This is a genomic window from Paenibacillus sp. OAS669 (assembly GCF_014873645.1).
Classification (GTDB): domain Bacteria; phylum Bacillota; class Bacilli; order Paenibacillales; family NBRC-103111; genus Paenibacillus_S; species Paenibacillus_S vulneris.
On sequence record NZ_JADBDR010000014.1, the window covers coordinates 49051 to 71621 of the forward strand.

General features: G+C 46.6%; 17 protein-coding genes. 15 read left to right on the top strand and 2 right to left on the bottom strand.

Annotated features, from left to right (window positions below):
- Positions 1-18 precede the first annotated feature (18 nt).
- The 8 genes from GGC63_RS25550 (at position 19) to GGC63_RS25585 (ending at position 11183) form a co-directional block, all read left to right on the top strand.
- On the top strand, positions 19-1515 hold the full coding sequence (locus GGC63_RS25550; RefSeq protein ID WP_192704724.1) for an ABC transporter substrate-binding protein: 1497 nt from the start codon (positions 19-21) through the stop codon (positions 1513-1515).
- Positions 1516-1601: 86 nt separating this feature from the next.
- On the top strand, positions 1602-3890 hold the full coding sequence (locus GGC63_RS25555; protein WP_192704725.1) for a glycoside hydrolase family 2 protein: 2289 nt from the start codon (positions 1602-1604) through the stop codon (positions 3888-3890).
- A gap of 176 nt (positions 3891-4066) precedes the next feature.
- Entirely contained in the window at positions 4067-4999 is a 933-nt protein-coding gene (locus GGC63_RS25560; protein ID WP_192704726.1) for an ABC transporter permease, read from the top strand.
- A 13-nt stretch (positions 5000-5012) separates the two neighbouring features.
- Positions 5013-5903, top strand: a complete 891-nt coding sequence (locus GGC63_RS25565; RefSeq protein WP_079913171.1) for a carbohydrate ABC transporter permease — start codon at positions 5013-5015, stop codon at positions 5901-5903.
- 38 nt (positions 5904-5941) lie between these two features.
- Positions 5942-8218: a beta-glucosidase gene (locus GGC63_RS25570; RefSeq protein WP_192704727.1), complete on the top strand. Its 2277-nt coding sequence runs from the start codon at positions 5942-5944 to the stop codon at positions 8216-8218.
- A gap of 397 nt (positions 8219-8615) precedes the next feature.
- Complete coding sequence (locus tag GGC63_RS25575) at positions 8616-9413, top strand: hypothetical protein (protein WP_192704728.1); 798 nt, start codon at positions 8616-8618, stop codon at positions 9411-9413.
- A gap of 529 nt (positions 9414-9942) precedes the next feature.
- Complete coding sequence (locus GGC63_RS25580; RefSeq protein ID WP_079913174.1) at positions 9943-10365, top strand: tetratricopeptide repeat protein; 423 nt, start codon at positions 9943-9945, stop codon at positions 10363-10365.
- A 95-nt stretch (positions 10366-10460) separates the two neighbouring features.
- On the top strand, positions 10461-11183 hold the full coding sequence (locus GGC63_RS25585) for an aspartate/glutamate racemase family protein (protein WP_192704729.1): 723 nt from the start codon (positions 10461-10463) through the stop codon (positions 11181-11183).
- A gap of 174 nt (positions 11184-11357) precedes the next feature.
- On the opposite strand, the gene GGC63_RS25590 is transcribed toward GGC63_RS25585, so the two are convergent.
- Positions 11358-12263 carry an ArsR/SmtB family transcription factor gene (locus GGC63_RS25590; protein ID WP_192704730.1) on the bottom strand — a complete coding sequence of 302 codons (906 nt, stop codon included), beginning with the start codon at positions 12261-12263 and terminating at the stop codon, positions 11358-11360.
- Positions 12264-12584: 321 nt separating this feature from the next.
- Between GGC63_RS25590 and GGC63_RS25595 the strand changes: the two genes are divergently transcribed.
- The 6 genes from GGC63_RS25595 (at position 12585) to map (ending at position 20031) form a co-directional block, all read left to right on the top strand.
- Positions 12585-13895, top strand: coding sequence for an ABC transporter substrate-binding protein (locus GGC63_RS25595; RefSeq protein ID WP_192704731.1), 1311 nt, complete (start codon positions 12585-12587; stop codon positions 13893-13895).
- A gap of 119 nt (positions 13896-14014) precedes the next feature.
- Positions 14015-15454, top strand: a complete 1440-nt coding sequence (locus GGC63_RS25600; protein WP_318781124.1) for a family 43 glycosylhydrolase — start codon at positions 14015-14017, stop codon at positions 15452-15454.
- Between the two features lie 289 nt (positions 15455-15743).
- On the top strand, positions 15744-17510 hold the full coding sequence (locus tag GGC63_RS25605; RefSeq protein ID WP_192704732.1) for a glycoside hydrolase family 2 protein: 1767 nt from the start codon (positions 15744-15746) through the stop codon (positions 17508-17510).
- A gap of 33 nt (positions 17511-17543) precedes the next feature.
- The gene (locus tag GGC63_RS25610) at positions 17544-18497 is read left to right on the top strand and encodes a family 43 glycosylhydrolase (RefSeq protein ID WP_192704733.1); all 954 of its coding nucleotides are present in this window, start codon (positions 17544-17546) and stop codon (positions 18495-18497) included.
- 180 nt (positions 18498-18677) lie between these two features.
- Positions 18678-19280, top strand: a complete 603-nt coding sequence (locus GGC63_RS25615) for a TetR/AcrR family transcriptional regulator (RefSeq protein ID WP_192704734.1) — start codon at positions 18678-18680, stop codon at positions 19278-19280.
- 1 nt (position 19281) lies between these two features.
- Positions 19282-20031 (top strand): type I methionyl aminopeptidase, encoded by a 750-nt coding sequence (gene map / locus GGC63_RS25620; RefSeq protein WP_192704735.1) that lies wholly within the window; start codon positions 19282-19284, stop codon positions 20029-20031.
- A 332-nt stretch (positions 20032-20363) separates the two neighbouring features.
- On the opposite strand, the gene GGC63_RS25625 is transcribed toward map, so the two are convergent.
- The gene (locus GGC63_RS25625) at positions 20364-21230 is read right to left on the bottom strand and encodes a helix-turn-helix domain-containing protein (RefSeq protein WP_079913194.1); all 867 of its coding nucleotides are present in this window, start codon (positions 21228-21230) and stop codon (positions 20364-20366) included.
- Positions 21231-21501: 271 nt separating this feature from the next.
- Between GGC63_RS25625 and GGC63_RS25630 the strand changes: the two genes are divergently transcribed.
- Positions 21502-22494, top strand: a complete 993-nt coding sequence (locus tag GGC63_RS25630; RefSeq protein WP_192704736.1) for an aldose 1-epimerase — start codon at positions 21502-21504, stop codon at positions 22492-22494.
- Positions 22495-22571: the final 77 nt, after the last annotated feature.

Sequence of the window (22571 nt, forward strand, 5' to 3'; positions counted from 1 at the left end):
CGCAAATGGGGGAGTACCATGAGGAAGAGATTTACAGCAGCAAGCGGGCTCGTAATAGGTTCCATGCTTTTCTTATCCGCTTGCGGCGGAAATAATGGAGGCGGCGCTTCTGGAGGGAATGCCTCGAACAAGAAATTGCCAGAGTTGAATATCGCTTATCCGATTTTTGGTTCGGTGCCGAAGGATTTGCCGGTGGTGCAGGACTCTATTAACAAAATTGCGCAGCAAAAGATCAACGCTACAGTGAAACTGACACCGATCAGCTTCGGGAATTGGGAGCAGCAGGTCAACCTGATGCTAAGCAGCAATGAGAAATTGGATCTGATGGTAGTTACGAGCAGTCTTTACAGCAGTTTGGTTGCCAAAGGCCAAATCATCGCGTTGGATAAGTTGCTTGAAGCTCAAGGACAAGGAATTAAACAATCTATGGACCCGGCTTACCTGAATGCAGTAAAAATCGGCGGATCGACATACGCAGTGCCCACAATTCGAGATTTTGCCGCTAGCCAGGGCTTGACCATGCGGAAGGATCTTGTCGAGAAGTATCAAATTGACGTCAGCAAAATTCATACGCTGGATGAGGTAGAAGCGGCATTGAAGTTAATCAAGGAGAAAGAGCCGGACCTGACCCCGCTGGTTCCGGGCAATATCGGCAGAACGATGCTCGATTCTTATCGATGGTTCGATATGCTGGGCGATTCGATGGGAGTACTTCCAAATTATGATAATAACCTGAAAGTCGTGAATTTATACGAAACACAGGAATATGCCCAGTTCGTGCAAAAGATGAGAAGCTGGTACACATCGGGGTTGATCTTGAAAGACGCCGCCACCAATAAGACTTCTCAGTTTGATTTATTAAAATCTAACCGCGGCTTCGCATACTTTTCCAATATGAAGCCGGGATTTGAGGAGCAGGAATCGAAGAGCAGCGGCGTACCGGTAGTGACAGCCAACCTGGTTAAACCGGTCTCAACAACGACAAACGTCACGAGTATTATGTGGGGCGTACCCGTTAATTCCAAGATGCCGGAAAAAGCGATGGAATTCCTGAATTTAATGTACACCGACAAAGATATCGTCAACCTGTTCGATTGGGGTGTAGCAGATAAGCATTACGTCGTTAAATCCGGTAATGTGATTGATTTTCCGCAAGGTGTAGATGCTAAAACCTCTGGCTACAGCTTGAATATGGGCTATTTATTCGGCAATCAATTCTTGTCTTACGTGTTTAACGGAGACGATCCTAATATATGGAAAAAGATGGATGATTTCAATAAGTCGGCTATAAAATCCAAAGCATTGGGCTTCACGTTCGACGCTACATCGGTTAAGACAGAGTATGCCGCCGTGTCCAACGTGATCACTCAATACAAGCTTCCGCTTGAAACGGGAAGCGTTGATCCGGATAAGATATTGCCGGAATTTATATCCAAGCTGAAATCCGCCGGTATCGATAAAATTATCGCTGAAAAGCAAAAACAGCTTGACGAATGGGCGAAAGGTAATAAATAAGACGAAATTCGTTGCCCGTCAACTTTCTGGTTGAACGGGCATTTTTTTGCCGAGTATCGTCTAGATCCCAAGAAAAGAGGTCGTTCATGTTGAAAATAATTCCATTTAATCAGCTTTGGATGTTTACCAAAGAAAACAGTCCCTCTTATGCCAGCACCTTAATAAAAGAAGGGCAGTCAGTTACGTTACCGCACACTTGGAATGATATGGACGGACAAGGGGGGACAGAGCCGTATTACAGGGGGGCCTGCTGGTATCAAAGAACACTCCATATCGCTCCAGAAGATATTGGCAAACGTTTCTATTTGGAAATCGGGGCAGCCGGCAATATGGGCCAGGTTTATATCAATGGTCATCTTGTAGGGGAAAGCCGATGCGGTTACGCAATGTTTCGTGCAGCATTGAATCCTTATTTGAGGGAAGGAGATAATCTAATCGCCATAAGAGTGGACAATAGCTATGATAATGAGGTGTACCCGCTGATGGCGGACTTTACTTTCTTTGGCGGCCTCTACAGGGAAGTGAACCTGCTTATCATGGACGACATCCACTTTGATGTGATGGATCACGGCCGAGACGGTGTATATCTAACGCAGACAAGCAGCGGCGACAATTCATTTCGGCTGGATGTACGCGGACGGGTCATTAATGAATCATGCGCACCAGCCAATGGAAGCGTCCTGATTCAACTCGCGGACCTCGAAGGAACCATCGTGTGGGAAGCAAGCTCCGAGTTGTCCTTTGCAACCGAAACGGAGTTCTCCTTGCATGGAACCATCAGCAATCCTACGCTTTGGGACGGCGTGGATAATCCCTATCTGTATAAGGCTGTGATCACCGTCAGCGTCCAAGGAGAAGTTGCGGATGCTCGTCAAATCGAAATCGGCTTTCGAACCGTCGAGCTTACAGCCGACCGAGGCGTCATTTTGAACGGAAAACCGGTCAAGCTCAATGGAGTGTGCCGCCATCAGGATTTCGGAGGCGTGGGCAATGCCATTACGAAGGCTCACATGGAATTGGACATGGAGCTCATTCGGGAGATCGGCGCCAACAGCATTCGTCTTGCCCATTACCAGCATGACGATTATTTTTACAGTCTCTGTGACCGCTATGGTTTGCTGGTGTGGGCCGAAATTCCGTATATTAGCATTCCTTCGACCAAGGATCCGGAAAGCCGTAACGCCTTCGAACAGTTGGAGCGTTTGATTAAACAAGCCTATAATCACACTTCTATTTATTGTTGGGGAGTTCAAAACGAAATAACGATCGCCGTTGAGACGGAGAATACGTATCGAACGATTCAAAAGCTGGTGGAGGAAGCCAAGCGGCTGGATCCAAGCCGTTTCGTCGCACAGGCGAATATTAATGGAGTTGCGGACGATAGTATAATCAATAATTTCACCGACCTTGTCGGTTACAATTTATATTATGGCTGGTACTATGGCGAAATCAAGGATCTTGGGGAGAGGCTTGACGAGTTTCACAGAGTTCGCCCTGACGTTCCTGCGCTGGTTTCGGAATATGGGGTCGACACGAATCCCCGATACCATTCTTATACTCCACAGGTTCAGGATTATACAGAAGAATACCAGCTATTGTTCCATCATAACGCGCTGGAAACCTTTCAGGCGAGGCCATTCGTTCTTGGCGGATACGTCTGGAACATGTTTGATTTCGGTAGTGCGAACCGTAAGGAAGGCGGAGAAGTCGGCAAAAATTTGAAGGGACTTGTCACCATTGACCGGACCTTGAAGAAGGATGCTTTCTATCTTTGCAAGGCCTATTGGTCGAAGGATCCTTTTGTTCACGTGGCCGGACGCCGATTCTACCATCGGCATAAAGAGGGGAACGATATCATCATTTTATCGAATCTGAGTCATATCCGCTTATATCACAACGATATATTGCTGACGGAGACTCAGGACGGTAAGCCGGTATACGTCGTTAAAAACGTCTTGTTGAAGCCAGGGGATAACCGCATTAGAGTGGAAGGTGTGGATGACCAAGGAACGGTCTATACAGATGAGATCGTTTTGCGCCATGTATCGGAGATCGACACCAGCTATATTCATGTGAAAGAAGAGAAGAGCAAGCACGTCGTCAATTGGTTTGAACAATTCGACTTGTCCGAGGCAGGGCAGATTGAAGTGAAGGAAGGCTATTATTCCATCTATGATACGATCGAGGATCTGTATAGCAATGATGCTTCCAAAGCAGTGTTTCTCAAATACTTCGGACATGTGACGAGCAATCCGTTCTTTGAGGTAACTCAAGGGGTTATGTCTATCGACAAGATGTCCCAGCTCGTGTTTTACGGAATTCCTCCGGAATTGCTGCCGGTTATTAACCGGGAGCTCAACATCATATCGAAGTAAATCCCGGATGAACTGCTCTGCTAGGCCGCTTGGCCTGGCAGAGCTTTTTTCATCCATTGACGGATGGTCGGCAAAGTGCAAATTGGAAGTCGTGTGAGCGGTAGTGAGAAGGACTGCCGATTGATTACTATAAGAGTACAACAAGAATTTCGTTAATACGGAAAGGGGAACCAGAAATGACAAATCGTTCACAGAGCGTGGCTATGAAGAAACTATGGAAATACAGCCCGCTCTACTTCATGATGCTGCCGGGGATCGCGTATTTGCTAATTAATAACTATCTGCCGATGTTTGGCCTCATCATTGCATTCAAGGATATTAACTTTGCCAAAGGCATCTGGGCAAGTGACTGGGTAGGCTTTCAAAACTTTAAGTTCCTGTTTCAAACGTCGGATGCCTATATTATTACCAGGAACACGATACTGTACAATGCGGCTTTTATCGTTATTGGTCTCGTCGTTGCTGTCGCTTTTGCAATTCTTCTCAATGAAATCAAAAGCAAGTTTGCCTCCCGGTTTTATCAAAGCGTAATTATACTTCCTTTTTTGATTTCGATGGTTATCGTCAGCTATTTGGTCTTCTCGATGCTCAGCATGGAGAGCGGGTTTATGAATAAAACCGTCTTGCCGGCTTTGGGCATAGATCCGATTTCTTGGTATAACGAACCAAAATACTGGCCTGTGATACTAACGCTTGTGCATACTTGGAAGGGAGTCGGATACTCATGCATCATTTACTTGGCGGCCATCATTGGAATTGATCCGGAGTATTATGAAGCAGCCAAATTGGACGGAGCATCCAAGTGGCAGCAAATCCGCACAATCACGATTCCGCTGATCACACCCGTTATTATCATGCTGACCCTCCTTCAGATCGGGCGGATTTTCTATTCCGACTTCGGCTTGTTCTACCAGGTTCCAATGAATGCAGGAGCGTTGTTCAGTACAACGAACGTCATTGATACGTATGTATTCCGCGGGTTGCTTCAATTGGGCAATATCGGGATGTCGTCCGCCGCAGGTTTTTATCAATCGCTCGTCGGATTCATCCTCGTCCTTGTATCTAACTACGTAGTACGGAAAATTAATAAGGAAAACGCATTGTTTTAGAGGAGGAACCATCGTGAACACAGAAAATCGTGCTTGGCAGTGGATTGCCCATACCATCCTGTTTTTATTTTCGCTATCGTGCCTGCTTCCGTTTCTATTGCTGATTATGTCCTCCATAAGCGATGAGAAATCCATCCTGCAGAATGGCTACTCTTTCTTTCCTAAGCAGTTCAGCCTGTCAGCATATGAATATTTATGGGAGCAATCCTCCCTAATCTTTAACGCTTATGGGATAACAATACTGATTACCGTGGTAGGAACAACGGCCAGCTTGATCATCACGTCCATGCTTGCTTACCCGCTCTCCCGGCGCGATTTGCCCGGAGGCATGTTTTTCGCCTTCCTGCTGTTCTTTACCTTATTATTTAACGGCGGTCTTGTTCCTACGTACCTCGTCTATACACAGCTGCTGGATATAAAAAATACGATTTGGGCGCTTATTGTTCCCGGATTACTATTGAATGGCTTCAACACGCTGTTAATGCGGACGTTTTTCATGACAACCGTACCGGTGCCCGTTCTGGAATCCGCCAGTATTGACGGCGCAAGTGAATTTAAAATGTACTATAAAATCGTGTTGCCCTTGTCATTGCCCATCCTTGCCACAGTAGGCTTATTTCAGGGCCTTGCCTATTGGAATGACTGGAATAACGGGCTCATATATGTGACCGATCCCCAATTGTTCAGTCTGCAAAATGTTTTGAATCGCATCATGAGCGATATCCAATTTCTTGCAAGCAACGGCGATCTGAGCGCGAGTGCGGGCGAGAAGGTTGCTCAGCTGCCTAGTGAAACGTTCCGCATGGCCATTGCGGTTATTGCCGTCATTCCGATTCTGATCGCTTACCCGTTCTTCCAGAAATATTTCGTGAGAGGAATGACGATCGGAGCTGTGAAAGGATAAATAACAGGCTCCATACCCATAGAGAGGAGAATATATCAATGAATCGCGACTTGAAAAAACTGATTTCCACCATGACTCTGGAGGAAAAGGCTGGACTTTGCTCCGGGTTTGATTTCTGGAATACCAAAGCCATCGAGAGACTTGACATACCATCCATCATGATGACAGACGGGCCTCATGGCCTTCGGAAACAACGAGCCTCTGCAGACCATCTGGGCTTATTCGATAGCGTGCCTGCGACTTGCTTCCCTTCAGCGGCAGGTCTGGCTACATCATGGGATCGGGAACTGCTTCGCAAGGTTGGCGTTGCTCTAGGGGAAGAATGTCAGGCAGAGCAGGTAGGCATTCTTCTCGGACCAGGGGCAAATATAAAGAGATCGCCGCTTTGCGGACGAAATTTCGAGTACTTCTCGGAGGACCCTTATTTGTCAACGGAATTGGCGGCCGAGCACATTCTAGGCGTTCAGAGTCAAGGCGTAGGTGCTTCACTCAAGCATTTTGCGGCAAACAATCAAGAGCATCGCCGAATGACAACGAATGCGGTTGTGGACGAGAGAACGCTGAGAGAGATTTATTTGGCCAGTTTTGAGGGAGCGGTCAAGAAAGGGCAGCCATGGACGGTTATGTGTGCCTATAACCAGCTTAACGGGGAATATTGTGCGGAGAATCATCGCCTGCTTACAGAGATACTAAAGGACGAATGGGGACACGAAGGCTTTGTTGTATCCGATTGGGGCGCAGTTAACGAAAGAGCCGATGGAATAGCGGCAGGACTCGAACTAGAAATGCCTGCCTCAGGAGGTGTCGGCGACCAAAAAATTATTGATGCGGTTAGGGAAGGCCGGCTTTCTGAGCAGAAGCTGGACGCCGCTGTGGAAAGAATACTGCGGGTCATATATAAAGCGGTCGATCATAGAAAACCTGGCTCCACCTACGATATGGAAGCACATCACCAGCTGGCCCGAGAGGTAGCCCGAGAAAGCATGGTTCTTCTAAAGAACGAAGATAGGATCCTTCCGTTAAAGAAGGGGGAACGCATTGCGGTCGTTGGCGCCTTGGCCAAACAACCACGCTATCAAGGTGGAGGGAGCTCCCACATCAAGCCTACCAAAATGGACGATCTTATGGCGGAACTGGCCAAGGCAGGGGGTACAGCGGAGATTTCTTATGCGGAAGGGTATACGCTTAACACGGATGATACAGATACTGTGCTCTTAGATGAGGCAATTCAAGCTGCCAAGGATGCGGATGTAACTATCATTTTTGCCGGTTTGCCCGATCGCTACGAGTCGGAAGGATTTGACAGGACCCACCTGGGTCTGCCGAATAATCAAATGAAGCTCATTGAAGGGATTACCGCCATACAGAAACAGGTCGTCGTCGTGTTAAGCAATGGCGCTCCGATTGAAATGCCATGGATCGATGATGTCAAAGCCGTCCTGGAGGCGTATTTGGGTGGTCAAGCTATGGGCGGTGCAATAGCGGATCTATTATTCGGCGATGCGAACCCTTGCGGCAAATTGGCAGAGACGTTCCCGGCCCAACTCAGTGACAACCCATCTTACCTCTTCTTCCCTGGAGACGGGGATACGGTGGAGTACAAAGAGGGCATCTACGTCGGCTATCGTTATTATGCCAAGAAAAAAATGCGTCCTTTATTTCCTTTTGGTCATGGCTTAAGCTATACAAATTTTGAGTATTCCGACATGACAATAAGTAAATCGCAAATCGAGGATACGGAGACGCTGGTAGTAACAGTCAATGTCAAAAATATCGGGAAGCTGGCGGGAAAAGAGATCGTACAGCTGTATGTTCGTGACGTGAAGAGCAGCGTGTCGCGCCCCGATAAGGAGCTGAAGGGTTTTGCCAAGGTAAGCCTGGAGCCCGGCGAGCAAAGCACGGTTTCATTTACGTTGGATAAACGTTCGTTCGCCTATTATCATGTAGGTTTGCAGGACTGGCATGTGGAGACGGGAGACTTTGAGCTCTTGGTGGGCAAGTCTTCAGCAGAGATGGTTCTGACAGGGACAGTTCATGTAAAGTCCACTACATCAATCAAACCGCGATATACAAGAAACTCAACGGTCGGGGATATCATGGAAAACCCCCTAGCGGCACCGATCATTAAGGAGCTCGTGAATCAGACTCCATTTGGCGGATCCGCCAATACGGGGGAGAGCGATGAGTCTTCATCGGATATGATGGCGGCGTTTCTGAACTATTTGCCGCTGCGCGGACTAGTGTCATTCAGCGCCGGCAAGCTGACGGAGAAGAGTCTTGATCAAGCTCTGGTCAAGCTTAACAACGAGCTATAGATTCTAGAAGTAGATGAACTAAAATAGAGCGTTTGTCCTGCGAACATATCACGTATTTTGTTCGGTGGTACGAACATTAGGAGACCATTGAGGTATACGGACGTGTGCCTTGATGGTCTCCTTTTTACGCAAATCTGACCATTAGTTTTCACAGTAACTTGAAGATTTATCCAATCTATTGTATAAAGATATGATAAGTATTCAGTCCGCAGAAAGACAGGCCTATAAGCGAAAGTATACGAGAGTTATTAGCCCCGTGCTTGATCCATTGAAAAAGGAGTTTTTTTCTCCGATAGGAACGAATCCGGAGTACTGGTCTTTACTATATCAGATGACACAAGTGCAAGGGAATGGGATTTGATTACATGCAGTTAATGATAGAGGTGAAAATCTATCTATGTGTACAGGGATGGCGATGTACGACACAAGTAAAATCACTCCACTTGATGCTTGCATTGCAGGCGAGTCTTTCTTTGAAGCAATCGGTGCAAGGATTACAACTGCCGGATATTATACTTACAAGAATGGCGAAGATGGACTCGATGTTGATTTGATAGAAGCCTCACTCTCTGAACTCAAGAGTAAAATAATCTCAAAAGAAGTTACAGCATTTAGATTATATTGTGAGCAAAGCAGCTACTCTCCATGGTTTGCATCCTTTGGGTACATGACCGATGAGTTTGGCAGCTTTCATCATATCGATGGTCAGTGTGCCGTGCCTTTGGAAGAGATTTATGAAAATATGATCGGATTTGTGAAGGATGTATCGAAAAAATTTAGCTACCCGTATGGAATCGTGTATGCTGCTAAAAGAGTGGCAGATGGATTTTATTATGCTCAGGGCGAGAATCTGATAAAATTATTTCCATACGAGGATACGAGGATTTTTAAAGAAGAAACTCCCGGAAGATTTAAAGGGAGAGTTCGTTATAGAGGAGATATGCTAAGAATGGTATATCCTTGCAATATGATAAACGAAAGCCATCTACATATAAAAATTCAAGGAACGACACTCGGAGAGTGGATTGTCAAAGAACGCGGCCGCGGTACTCTAAAAAAAATCAGCAATGATTTGTGGCTTTGGGAGGTTGCAAGAGATAATATGGAAGGAGTAACCAAATGCTGCGGAGACGCCGGAATCCTGCTAGCCTGGAAGCCTCCTTATCCGACAAAGCCATCCAGAACTTTGCCATAGAGTCTTTGCCAAATGAATAACTCGGCGAGTTGAGAATATCCGGTACGATGGGGGAAATATTATGTCCGTAATACATGCCAACCTTGCTAAGTCGTTAAATTCATTCTCTCATGAGCGTCTTGCTTCTGAGTTAAGCGCCTACTTTGATTTTGAAACAAAGAACGGACTGGAAATAGGAGCATCAGCAAATCCGTTTACGAAAGAGAAATACTTGATTCTCCGTTGACCGGGTTGGAATTTTACAGCGCATTTTGAAACTGGCCATAATGTAGCTGAAGATGTAAATTACATTACAAGCACCGTCAAGGATTGTCCGCCTGAAATCAAAGACTGTACCGAACGTATTCGCTTCGTATTCTCGCCTGATGAAGGAAGGGATTTCACGAATCATATCATTTGGGCGATAGACTATTTGTCGGAGATACCTGGCGCAATCCTTTTTGATGAAAGTCAAAAAACAATAATTCGCTGCTGGTAAAAAAAATAAAACATGCGGCGGATTCAAATTGAATAGATAGGAGAGATGACGGTGCAGCTTTCAGATTCCACCCATGCCGAAATTACCGCACTGTGTAAACAAGGCGATGATCTGGTTAGTGCAGGCAATCTCGAGGCGGGAAAGAATAAGTACGTCGCGGCCCTCCGATTATTGCCGGAAAGTCATCGAGAATGGGAGGCCGCAACGTGGATCTATGTGGCTATTGGGGATGTCCATTTTCAAATGAAGAACTACGATAAGGCATTCAAGTGTTTTTTTAATGCTGTACAGTGCCCGAAGGGGTTAGGGAATCCCTACATTCATCTTCGACTAGGGCAATTGTATTACGAACAGGAAAACCTTGAAAAGGCGGCAGACGAGCTGACCCGGGCTTATATGGGTGCCGGGATTGGTATCTTTATGGAAGATGATCCAAAGTACCTTGAATTTTTGGAGACAAGAATAGAGGTTTGAAGTACCAGGATAGCCATACAGGTTTATTATTTGAAGGCCATTCTGTGGCAGATTCCGCGATATATGGAACCATAATATAATGAGGTGCTTAACCAATGAAAACTATAGGTCTTATTGGTGGAATGAGCTGGGAGTCATCTCTGCTCTATTACCAAATCATTAACCAATGTGTAAAAGAAAGACTTGGCGGGCATCATTCCGCTAAAAGTCTCATGTACTCGGTAAATTTTCAAGAAATCAAGACTTTACAGCATCAAGGGAACTGGGATGAGGCTACAAAAATTATGATTGATTCAGCACAAAAACTTGAAACGGCCGGAGCAGATTTAATCGTCATCTGTACAAATACAATGCATAAGATGGCACAAGAGGTAGAAAGTTCGGTGTCCATTCCGTTAATTCATATTGCAGACTCAACAGCGATCGAAATCGTTAAAGATGGAATTAAGAAGGTCGCGTTATTAGGGACTGCATTTACGATGGAACAAGATTTTTACAAGGGCAGACTTACTGAAAAGTTTGGACTTGAGGTTATTGTGCCGAATGAAGAAGATCGATTGGTTATACATGACATCATTTATCATGAGCTTTGTCTTGGTCTAATTAATGAAGAGTCCAAGCAAGCCTACTTAAAGATCATAAATAAGCTTAAACAGCAAGGAGCAGAAGCCGTTATTCTGGGATGTACAGAAATAACGCTGCTCATCTCACAAGATGATTGCAGTATACCCGTCTATGATACAACAAGACTTCATGCTGAAAGTGCCGTTGACTTCGCTTTAAAAGGGACGACTAATAAGGATAGGATCTGGACTTGAATACCTAAATACATTCAGCCGATTAACAGCTGGAACCTTGCTGGATTAGTAATCGCTGGTGCTCCCTTTGGATTGAACTAGCTCTGAAGATTACTAAAAAAGAAACGAAAACAACCTAAAACCAATTAAATGGGGTTAGGTTGTTTAACGATCGTTTTTTTTATAATTAGAGCTTTAAACTGAAATAGTTACTCGAATATCCTGCGGATAGTTGCCGAAGTTCTTGCCAAAAAGGCTGACACCTCCGCAATTCGCAGCGGATTCGGGACAAGAGATTCGGAAGAGCAGCTCCTGACCTGCTGTTACGTTCAATTGATGAATTCGAACATCAGAAAACCTTACCCCATCGATAAATGTACCCTCATCGGTAATGGAGAGGACCTTAAGAAGTCCGTACTGCGTATCCACCCACCACTCGGGTGTGTATTGTCCACGCTTGCTGCCAAAATCCCCCGGGCAGGTCCAAGTAGCCACATCCATGTTATTGACGGAAAAGGTAATATCCGAAGGCCAATTGTCGTTATAATAAGGTGCCTCGGAGCAAATCTCCAATGAAATGCTAAGGCTTGACGCGGTTTCTTTTCCCACCAAATAGTTCGGAATCCGATATTCGACAAAACCGCTTGCAAACCACAGGTGCTCTGCCATCGTGCGCTCGGGGTCGTCGAAATAACGGGGATCGTCCATCATGCCGATGCGCTTGTCGGAGGATGCCAAACCACAGGTTGGGTGAACCTCATACCGGATGTATTGTCCGACCGGCAGGTCGACCGTAAATCCAGTTTGGTTCTGTGGCTTTTCTATTTCGGCAGTTCGGAGTACTAGCGTCATTTTATCCACATTCAATGAACAACGCTTCTGCGTCCCTCGTTTTCCTACCGTATTCTCCGTAGAAACAATCCTGGCTTCCTCTAGCTTCTGAATATGCTTTGTAATTATGGCTGAGGACAAGCCTAATGCCTCTGCGAGTTCACCAATGTTATAAGGTTTCTCATTCAACAATTCAATGATCCGAACTCGCGTCTCAGAAGAAAAACACTCCAATACGTTCATATTTCTAGTGGTTACGTCTATTTTCATACAGCACGCTCCTAATGCTCCAATTATATAACCAAATTGTTAATTAATCAACTTTAGATTGACAACAAGACGAGAAAGGGGATATTATATTAACAATAATAGAATAAAGATAATTAATTTATTAATTAAACGAAAAAAGGGGGCGATGGTCCAATTTATTAAACGAAAGGAGGTTCTTTCACAAAACGAGCAAAATTAGTAGAAATTATGTAAGCGTTTACCAGGACTGGCTCGATGTAAAGTGGATTTTTCAAAGGCAGCGTGTGAAGTAAACTATAGAGTTTGTGCTGGATAGTTACAATGAACATGGAGGGATCTAATTTGAAACGAAAGTTAGTTCTTACTGCCACAGTTTTAACATTGCTCCTGAATGCCGGCTGCCAAAGTCAAAAGAGCCCTGGCGATAAGGGCTTGGATGTACCGGAGTCGGAGATCAGTACAGAACCCGTGACTTTAAAGTTAATGGTTGCCCACGGCTTTTTCGCTCAAGAAGATTTTGACGCTTATTTTGCCCAACCGGTAAAAAAGAAATATCCGCATATTACATTGGAAATGGTTAGTGGCAAGCTGCAGGAGATGATAACATCGGGTGACGTGCCTGATATTTTAATCGCAGGGTTGCCTGGGATTCCTGCTTTACAGGAATTACAAATCATAGAGGATCTCAATCCGTATATCAAAAAATTTGGATTGGACCTGTCCAAATACGAACCGGTCCCGATTGAATCCATCAAGAAGTTTGGAGCAAAAGGTGAAATGGTTGCGCTTCCATTCCGAATGAACATCCCTGCCCTCTTCTATAACAAAGACATATTCGATCGATTCGGAATCGCTTATCCCAAAGAAGGCATGACATGGGAGGAGACCATCGATTTGGCGCGCAAGCTGACACGCGATGATGGAGGTGTCCAGTATTTGGGTCTGTACGCAGGCGGAGTGGACCGCTTTGCAATGGGGCTTACTTTGCCTTATGTGAATAAGCAGACGAACGAAGCCGTATTGACAACGGATAGCTGGGCCAGGGTTCTGAATATGCATAAATCGATGTATGACATTCCGGGATATGTAAAGGACGGTAAACTTTCAAGCAACTCGCACACCGTATTTGTAAAAGACCAAAAAGTTGCTATGGCCGGCTATTGGGGCACAGATGTCATCGGGGAAATCGATAAACTGGTAAAGAGCGGTCAGGAGCTTCATTGGGACATGGTAACACTCCCCACGTTTGAGAAGGACAAGGGCTATGCATGGCAGGCGGAAACGCATAATATGATTGTGACCACGACAAGCAAACATAAGGAACAAGCCTTCCAAGTGTTGTCCTATGTCGCTGGTGAAGAGGTGCAGAAGCTAATCAATAAGAGCGGAAGAATACCGGTTCTGAAGAAAACGGAGGAATTGAAGAAAGACTTTGGCGTAGATTTGGAGTTCCTGAAGGGGAAAAATACGAATGCGTTCTTCACCCTCCAGCAAGGAATACATGAACATACAAAATATGATACAAAAGGCAGAAGTTTAATTGTTGAAGCCGGCAACGATATGATATTGAAAGGTATCGATGTCAATACTGCCCTGCGGAATGCACAGGAAAAACTGAACCAGTATATCAGGGAACAATCCGCTGCCCGATAATCATTTGTTCTGAATGATAACGGAACATGGAACGTACGAAGCTCCATAATATTCACATGTAGGACCTGAGGAGGACTCCGGCATATGAAGTAGTACAAATTTAGGAGGTGGGATGGTTAGTGGTATCCAATATGTCTAAGAAAGCTGCAGCATTCGTTCCATCGGTTGCAACGATGCTTCCCGGTTCGTTAACCTCACAGAAACGATCTTATGCTTCCTCTGACGAAACGTTCTACAATCCAATCATGTCGAATGGTGCTGATCCTTGGATGATCCAACACAATGGCGTATATTATTTTACTTGCACCACAGGCAATAATGTAACCATATGGAAATCGGATTCGATCAGCAGTTTAGAGAATAGTCTCAAGGTCGTCGTTTGGTCCAATGTGAATACGACATTCGAAGATATTTGGGCCCCGGAGCTGCATTATTTTAACAATCATTGGTATATTTACTTTGCGGCAGACGTAAACGGCGACAATTCGACTCATCGCATGTATGTATTGATAAGCGCTAATTCCGATCCGCTCAGCAAGTACACCTTTATCGGCCAGGTGACCGACCCGTCAGATCAATGGGCAATTGACGGAACTGTGTTATCGTATAACAACCAGTTGTACTTTATATGGTCTGGTTGGAACAGCACGACAGATAAGGTTCAACGACTGTTTATCGCTCCTATGGATTCACCTACCCATATAAGCGGCAAGCGGGTTATTATCTCCTCTCCTACGTATAGCTGGGAAACGAGCGGTGCTGCCATTAACGAAGGGCCTGAAGTGCTGCAGCGCGAAGGAAAAACATATGTCGTATATTCTGCGAACGCCAGCTGGAAAAATGCATACTGTCTCGGAATGCTGACGCTGGAAGGCACGGATCCGCTCGATCCAGCCTCTTGGGTGAAGACAGAAACCCCTGTTTTTCAGTCGGCAGGGATTGTGTACGGTCCGGGGCATAACTCTTTCACGAAATCAATCGATGGTACCGAAGATTGGATCATCTATCATGCAGCCAAATACAGCGGAGCAGGATGGATCCGGAGCATCCGTGCACAGAAATTTGGTTGGAATGCCGACGGGACTCCGAATTTCGGTATCCCGATATCGCCTGATTTGCCGGTAGGCTTACCTTCAGGCGAAGCATCGCAGCGAACCACCTATGAAGCGGAACAAGCGGCAACATTCAATACCCGGGTTGTCAGTCATACATACGCATCCGGAGGACAGGTCGTCGGCCATATCGACTACGCGGACAGCTATGTTCGGTTCAATGTCAACGTTCCTGTCACCGGCAGTTACACGATGTATGTACGATATGACAATGGTACGGGTGGGGATAGTACGCATAATGTTTCGGTGAATGGTGATACAGCGAGAATAATAACGTATCCGAGAACCGGGGCATGGACGCAAGGTAATATTGTGACGTCAAACGTTTCTTTAAAAGCGGGCAGCAATACGATTACATTCACCAAGGGAACCGGCTTCGCAGAAATCGATTGTATCCAAATACCGATACACTCTAACCTATCATACGGCCGAAATGGCAGCGAATGAGGAGGGTGCGAAAGCATTAACGGCATTCTAAAACATGTGATTCAAAGTATGTTCCCCTCAAATTTTTATGTCATGGGGGGAACTTTGTTTTGTCGACCTGGCAAGAATTATTCCTATTCCCGATGGAATAGCAGATCGCGGTGAATATTACGGACTACCACCACACTAAATAACGATAAAGTTAACTTTTGAACTATAAGGTTGACAAAGTGGAACACGGCACCTATTATATTAACGTATTAGTAATTATATTAATTATTATATTACTTATTCAAAAAGGAGTGCAGACATGAATCTAGAGATCCAAAGACAGGAGTACCCACGCCCGCAGCTTGTAAGGGAGAAATGGCTTAACCTGAATGGAACCTGGGATTTTGAATTCGATGATCAACGTATAGGAGATGAACAGCAATGGGGTTCGGTCACGAGAGAATTTACGAAAGAAATTCAGGTTCCTTTTGCTTACCAGAGCCATTTAAGCGGAATTGGAGAGACGGGTTTTCACGATCTGGTGTGGTATAAGCGCAGCTTCACCATTCCCGAGGATTGGACCGGTAGCAGGATCATTCTTCACTTCGGTGCAGTAGATTATGCGGCAACGGTGTGGGTGAATGGCAAAGTAGTTGCCTTTCATGAAGGGGGACATACGCCATTCCATGCAGACATAACAGCCGCACTGAAACAAGATGAGAATATCATTGTCGTTCGTGTTGAGGATTTCAGCCGTGATGTCACCCTTCCGCGCGGAAAGCAATATTGGAAGGATCATTCAGCTTCTATCTTCTATACACGGACAACCGGCATATGGCAGACCGTTTGGCTAGAGCCAGTCAACCCGCTGCACATTAAGAAGATTAAATTCAAGCCGGATATTGATAAGAACGAAATTCAAATCCGGACTTTCTTGAATCAGGCTCCAGTGGTCGATAAGGTAGAAGCTCGCATCGATATTCGATATAAAGATGAATATTTCACCAGCACAACGTTAAGTTTTCATCATTCAGAAGAAACAAGGACCGTAGGGCTGCACGATTTTAACGATCATGGATTGGGGCGTTGGTGGTCGCCGCATAATCCCAACCTGTACGACGTAACTATAACCTTGTTGGTGAATGGCGAGGTAGTCGACTCCATTCAAAGCTATTTCGGCATGCGTAAAATCTCCGTTGAGGCAGGCAAGGTCATGCTGAATAATCGGGTCTATTTCATGCGTCTTGTCCTTGATCAGGGTTATTTTCCAGAGGGAAACCTAACAGCTCCGAACGACGAAGCATTGAAACGGGATATTGAATTGGCAAAGGAAATGGGATTTAACGGAGCGCGTAAGCATCAGAAGATTGAAGACCCCCGCTATCTGTATTGGGCGGATAAATTAGGTTTTCTCGTATGGGGCGAGACGGCTAACGCTTATCAATACTCGGAGGAGTATGTTCGAAAGATCACCTTCGAATGGCAGGAGGCCATTGAACGAGATTACAATCATCCTTCCCTTGTCGTCTGGGTACCCCTTAATGAAAGCTGGGGTGTCCCGAACATCCTGATCGATAAGCGGCAGCAGCAGCATGCACTGGCAATGTACCACTTAACCAAGTCTCTAGATGATACTAGACTGGTCGTTTCTAATGACGGCTGGGAACACATGAAAACGGATCTCTTGACCATCCACGACTACGAGTGGAGACGAGAAGAGCTGGAGGAGAAATATGCTACACTGGAAAACACGTTGGGAATGAAGCGCACACGTCGTGAGCTGCTGGTTGGCGGCACAGTCTATGAGAACCAGCCGATTCTAGTAACGGAATTTGGTGGTATTGCCTTTAAGAAAAACGACCAGGAGGGTTGGGGGTATTCCGGAGCCGAGAATGAAGAGGATTTCTTAAAGAGGCTTACTGATGTAGTCGAGCCGTTATTACAATCCCCGCAGGTCCAAGGTTTTTGCTACACCCAGCTAACTGATGTAGAACAAGAGATTAACGGGCTGCTGAGCTATGACCGTACTCCCAAATCTTCACTACAAAATATTCGAAAAATAATTGGCGGGCGGGTTAAGTATTAATCGCCGAAATCAAGGCGGGAAGGAGACTTCAGCATGTCTAGAACCTTCAATCCGTTGCTGCTGCAGGGGGCGGATCCTTGGCTTTATCAGCACGAGGGACGTTATTATTTTATGGTGACCCGGGGGAATAGGCTAGATCTGTGGGAATCGACTACGATATCCGGCATATCGGAAGCAGCCCCTGTCACGATCTGGACGCCGCCTAAGCAGGGAGCTAATTGCCAACACATATGGGCTCCGGAAATCCATTATATTCGTGGAAAATGGTACATCTATTACACGGCTAATGACGGCAAAGTAGGGAAGGCGGGCGATGCGTCCCGCCGGATCTTCGTTCTTGAGAACTCTTCCCCCGACCCGATGAAGGGTACGTGGACCGATAAAGGCCAGCTTGACACGGCTTATCCCGGGCTGGACGGAACCGTTCTGGAGCATAGGGGAGAATTGTATTTTATCTACTCCGGCTATGGCTGTTATCCGGATTACGGGTCGGCGATTTATATCGTGAAGATGAGCAATCCTTGGACGCTGGTAGAAGATAACGTGCTGCTTTCTGCCCCGACAGAGCCATGGGAGAAACAGGGCGGCATGGCCATCAATGAAGGGCCGGTCATACTGCGTAAGGGCGATAAGCTTTACCTTCTATTTTCGGCAAGCGCCTGCTGGTCGGACGATTATTGTCTCGGGATGCTTACGGCATCAGCATCAGCTGATTTGATGAGGCCGGAAAGCTGGATCAAATCGCCGAGCCCTGTATTTGCCAAAAGTGTGGAAAACGGTGTGTTCGGCCCAGGTCACAACAGCTTCACGAAATCGCCGGACGGCACGGAGGATTGGATTATATACCATGCGATCGACATTTCGGGCGGCGGAGCACAGCGCAGAAGCACACGGGCACAAAGGTTTACCTGGGATGATAACGGAGCACCTGATTTTGGGGTGCCGGTTTCGACAGATACGGAGCTTATCGTGCCGTCCGGTGAATAGGTGTGATTGACCGACCGAAAAACATGGCTGGCCAGAGACTTATGGTAATAGTCAAGCCCCTTGACATCTCTTTTGAAGCGGGAGACATGAGCCAATCGTTGTCGATTTGACTGAAAAGGAAAATTAATGTATTCTTATTTTGACATTACAGTAGGTCAAAAAAAGGAGGACTTTCCGATCATGTCTCCCCGAACGAAGGAACAGAACGAAGAGATTCGTGCGCTTCGGATCCAGCAAATGCTGCAGGCCGCCGCGCAGGTATATATTGATAAAGGAATCACTATGGAGATGCGCGATGTCGCGGCCCAGGCCTCGCTCGGTTACGGAACAGTTTATCATTATTACAAAAATAAATACGAATTGTTTGATGAATTGCTGTGGTGCGCTTTCGAAAAAGCGAAATCGGTCACGGAAACTGCCTTGAGCGGCGAAGGACCATGGCCTGAACGGCTGCGGAAATATATCGTGCTCATGCTTCGCCAGTGGTCGGAGAATCTATCGGTGTTCATCCTGTACAAAATGTCGGTGGAAAATTTTCACCAGCTGCCCGGCGGCCGCTATAGGAATCTGTCCGAGCGGTTCCACGAAGAGCTGTACTTGCCGCTGACGGAGGTATTCCGGGAATACGCCGGCGGGCGAAGCCCGGAAAAAGCGGCCAACATGCTGATTGGCTCGCTTGTCGGCTATGCCGGATTGCATATTCATCATCAGCATGAAGAGATGGATATCGACGAGGCAGCGGAAACTTTACTATCCGGAATTTTGCCAGGAGGGAACCGATAATATGATCACTTTGAAATCGGCAGCGGAAATAGAAGAGATGAAAATAGCCGGGCGATTCGTGGCAGCATGCCACAAAAGAGTGGCCGAAATGATTCGCCCGGGCATTACGACACAGGAGATTAACGACGAAGTTGAGAGGCTCATCGCAAAAGCCGGGGGTAGAGCGCCCACTTTGGGCTACAATGGCTACCGGTATGCAACATGCGCTTCCGTGAACGATGTGATCGCACACGGGTTCCCGGACAGCAAGCCGCTTCAGCAGGGAGACATCGTCACCATCGATATCGTTGCGGAGTTGAACGGCTGGGTTGGCGATTCCGCATGGAGCTACGCGGTTGGCCCAGTCTCGGAGGAAGCCGAGAAGTTGATGCGGGTCGCGAAAGAGTGCATGTACATCGGTATCGAACGAGCAACCGTTGATAGCCGGATCGGTGATGTTGTCCATGCGATTCAACAACATGCGGAGCAAAATGGTTTTGGCGTTGTGCGCGATTTGCTTGCCCATGGAGTGGGTAGAAACATGCATGAGGAGCCTAATTTTCCGCACGTCGGCTTGCCGGGCAAAGGCTTCCGCCTTAAGGAAGGAATGGTTTTTACCATTGAGCCGATGTTGAACGCGGGAACGTATCGCATGACGATCGACGACGATGGTTGGACCGCGCGAACCGCTGACGGAAGGCTATCCGCTCAGTACGAGCATACAATTGCCATTACGAAAGAGGGACCTGTCATTTTAACTGCGCAGGAATAGCCCCGTGTATAGTTTTCATAAGCCAAATGCTATAGCGACTACGGTCTGATTAACTGATAGGGCTATACGGATTCAGTGAAGCAGTTTGTAGAGTCCATGCATACTAAGCCAGTAGTACGATTCTGCCAAGGATGGTTTAGAAGGTAAGGCTAATTGAACGGCGACAATGAATGATTCAGGCGTATAAAGGAGAGAGTGTTGCTCGCAATTGAGGGTGACTTTCTCTTTTTTGATTTGAGTGAACAAAGAACGAGGAACTCAATGAAGGGAAACAGAAGATTACGACCGGATGGAATCGGAACCCATTTCAATAGAAGGGGTTCCGATTTTATTTATTTAATACTGGAGCTGAACTGCGTCAGACTCATTCCGGTCTCAGCTTTGAACATCCTGCCGAATGTATGAACATCGGCGTAGCCTACCCGAATGGCGATTTCATTGACCGAGAGACTCGTGTTGGCCGCCAGCTCTTTGGCCCGCTGGATGCGAATCCACCTCAGATACTTCATGGGAGACAGATTATAGAACTGTTTGAATTTGCTCAGCAAATAATTGCGGCTTAATTCAGACACGGATTCCAGCTGCTCCAAAGTAATATTCTCCGCATAATGCTGCTCCAAATAACGCCTAGCCAACTCGACCCTTGCTCCCGAACGGGTTTGATTCAAGGCGAACGGCGCCGCAGAGGTCAGCAGCTGCAGCAGAATGCCGATCAAAATATGCTGGCACCTCAACTGATTGACCCAATGGGGGTCCTGATAATTGTGGACAAGCTGGTGAAGCTGGTCTTCTAGCGGCAAGCCGCGAATCGATCCGAGATACGTCTCTTTCGGAAGCAAGTCCGATAGCGGAAAGTTTTTGCTTTGTCCGAAATGAAACAAGATGCTGATGCACTTGTAAGGACTTCCGGCTTTCCCATGGATGGTGTGGGGATGATCGGGCCGGATCAGAAAGAGATCCCCTTGTTTTACCGGCATGGGCTTATCTCCGAGCATGAAATCTGCGCTTCCATCCTCTACGTACTCTAATAAATATTGCTTCAAGCGCCGGTTTTTGTACAAGTCTTCTTCTCCATGCAAAAAATCGAAGCGGCTGGCCAATGTAATATAGGGAGGAAAGTAATAGTTAAACAGCCTGAGTATCGTCTCTTCAGGGCTTAGAGCGAAGTATTCCTGATCCTCATGCGGAGCACGTTCCATACCGATCACTCCTCACTGATTCGATAGATTCATTGTAATCAAAAAATAATGATTCTAGCAACTCGTTAAAGATAAGAAGCTGAATAGCCTACTCTCGGCTCTAATCCTTTAGGGCTAACTGGCTACTTGAAAGATATAACGAGGCGCTATCCAAATTTTTTTCAAAAAAGTGATTTCGGCAACTGAAATGTTGCTTTTAGCTAAATACAAGGGAGAGGACTTTTCCTATAATGATTTCTAGAAAGCGTTACCAACTGGGGAGGGATTTGCTTTGACAAGTGATTCGGCATCGTCAGAACGGGTCGTCAAAGAAGGATTGGATATCGTTGTTCTCAGCGAACCGGCTACCGGCTCCACAGCAGAGATCATTACTGGCATCGGGAACAATCTTATTCGTTTTGAAAGCGGAGGCCATCCGGTCATCGAGCCGCCGGCCCGTCTGCAGATGCTGCAAACGGAGGCGTTTGCGCCATTCCAATACGGCATGCCTATCTTGTTTCCCCCCAATCGCGTACATAAGGGAAGGTTCAGCTATCGGGGAAGGGATTACGGATTGCCCATTAACGAACCTCCGGATTTTCATCTGCATGGGGAACTGTGTAAACGGGCATGGGAGGTCGTGAAAAAGGGGGTATCGGACGATGGCGGAGCGTATGTAACAAGCCGTTTTTGCTACGCTTCCCATCCGGACCTAATGGCTTATTTTCCTCACTCACTGACCTTTACGATGACGTTCCGGTTATTGAAGGGACGTCTATATTTGGAAGGCACCATTGTAAATGAGGGAGAGGAAGAGTCGCCTTTTGCATTCGGGCTTCACCCTTATTTTTCCCTGCCTTTCCATCGTGGAGGAGAAATCATTCTCCACGCTCCTGCCTTGGAGGAGTGGCCTGTAACTTCTCAGGCAATGGTTAAGGGCCTGCCTTCGCAGACCGAGTTCAGCCGAAGTCTTAACGAAGGCATCTCGATCGTGGAGTATCCCGAACTGGGCTGTTCGCTGATTACCCTTAAGGAAGGCGGGGCCGCCTGCCGAATCGACGTGCCTGATAACGCGTATTCCATCCTCTTTCGTCCCGGCCCGGAGTTCCCTTATCTGGTGCTGTTCCGACCGGACTGGTCCTCGGCTTATTCTTTGGAACCTTATACGTATGTTACCGACGCGTTTAATTTGCCTTATGAATCGGAACGGACTGGAGCCAGAGGCCTCTTACCGGGAGAAACATTCCGCTTTGAGACTTCCATGTGGACCGAGAAGCTGGGTTGACGGTTTCGTTTTGCAAGATGCTGCCGCAGTTGGCGAAGGAAGCGTGTTGAGCTGTTTTTTGCATGTCATTCGCTAAT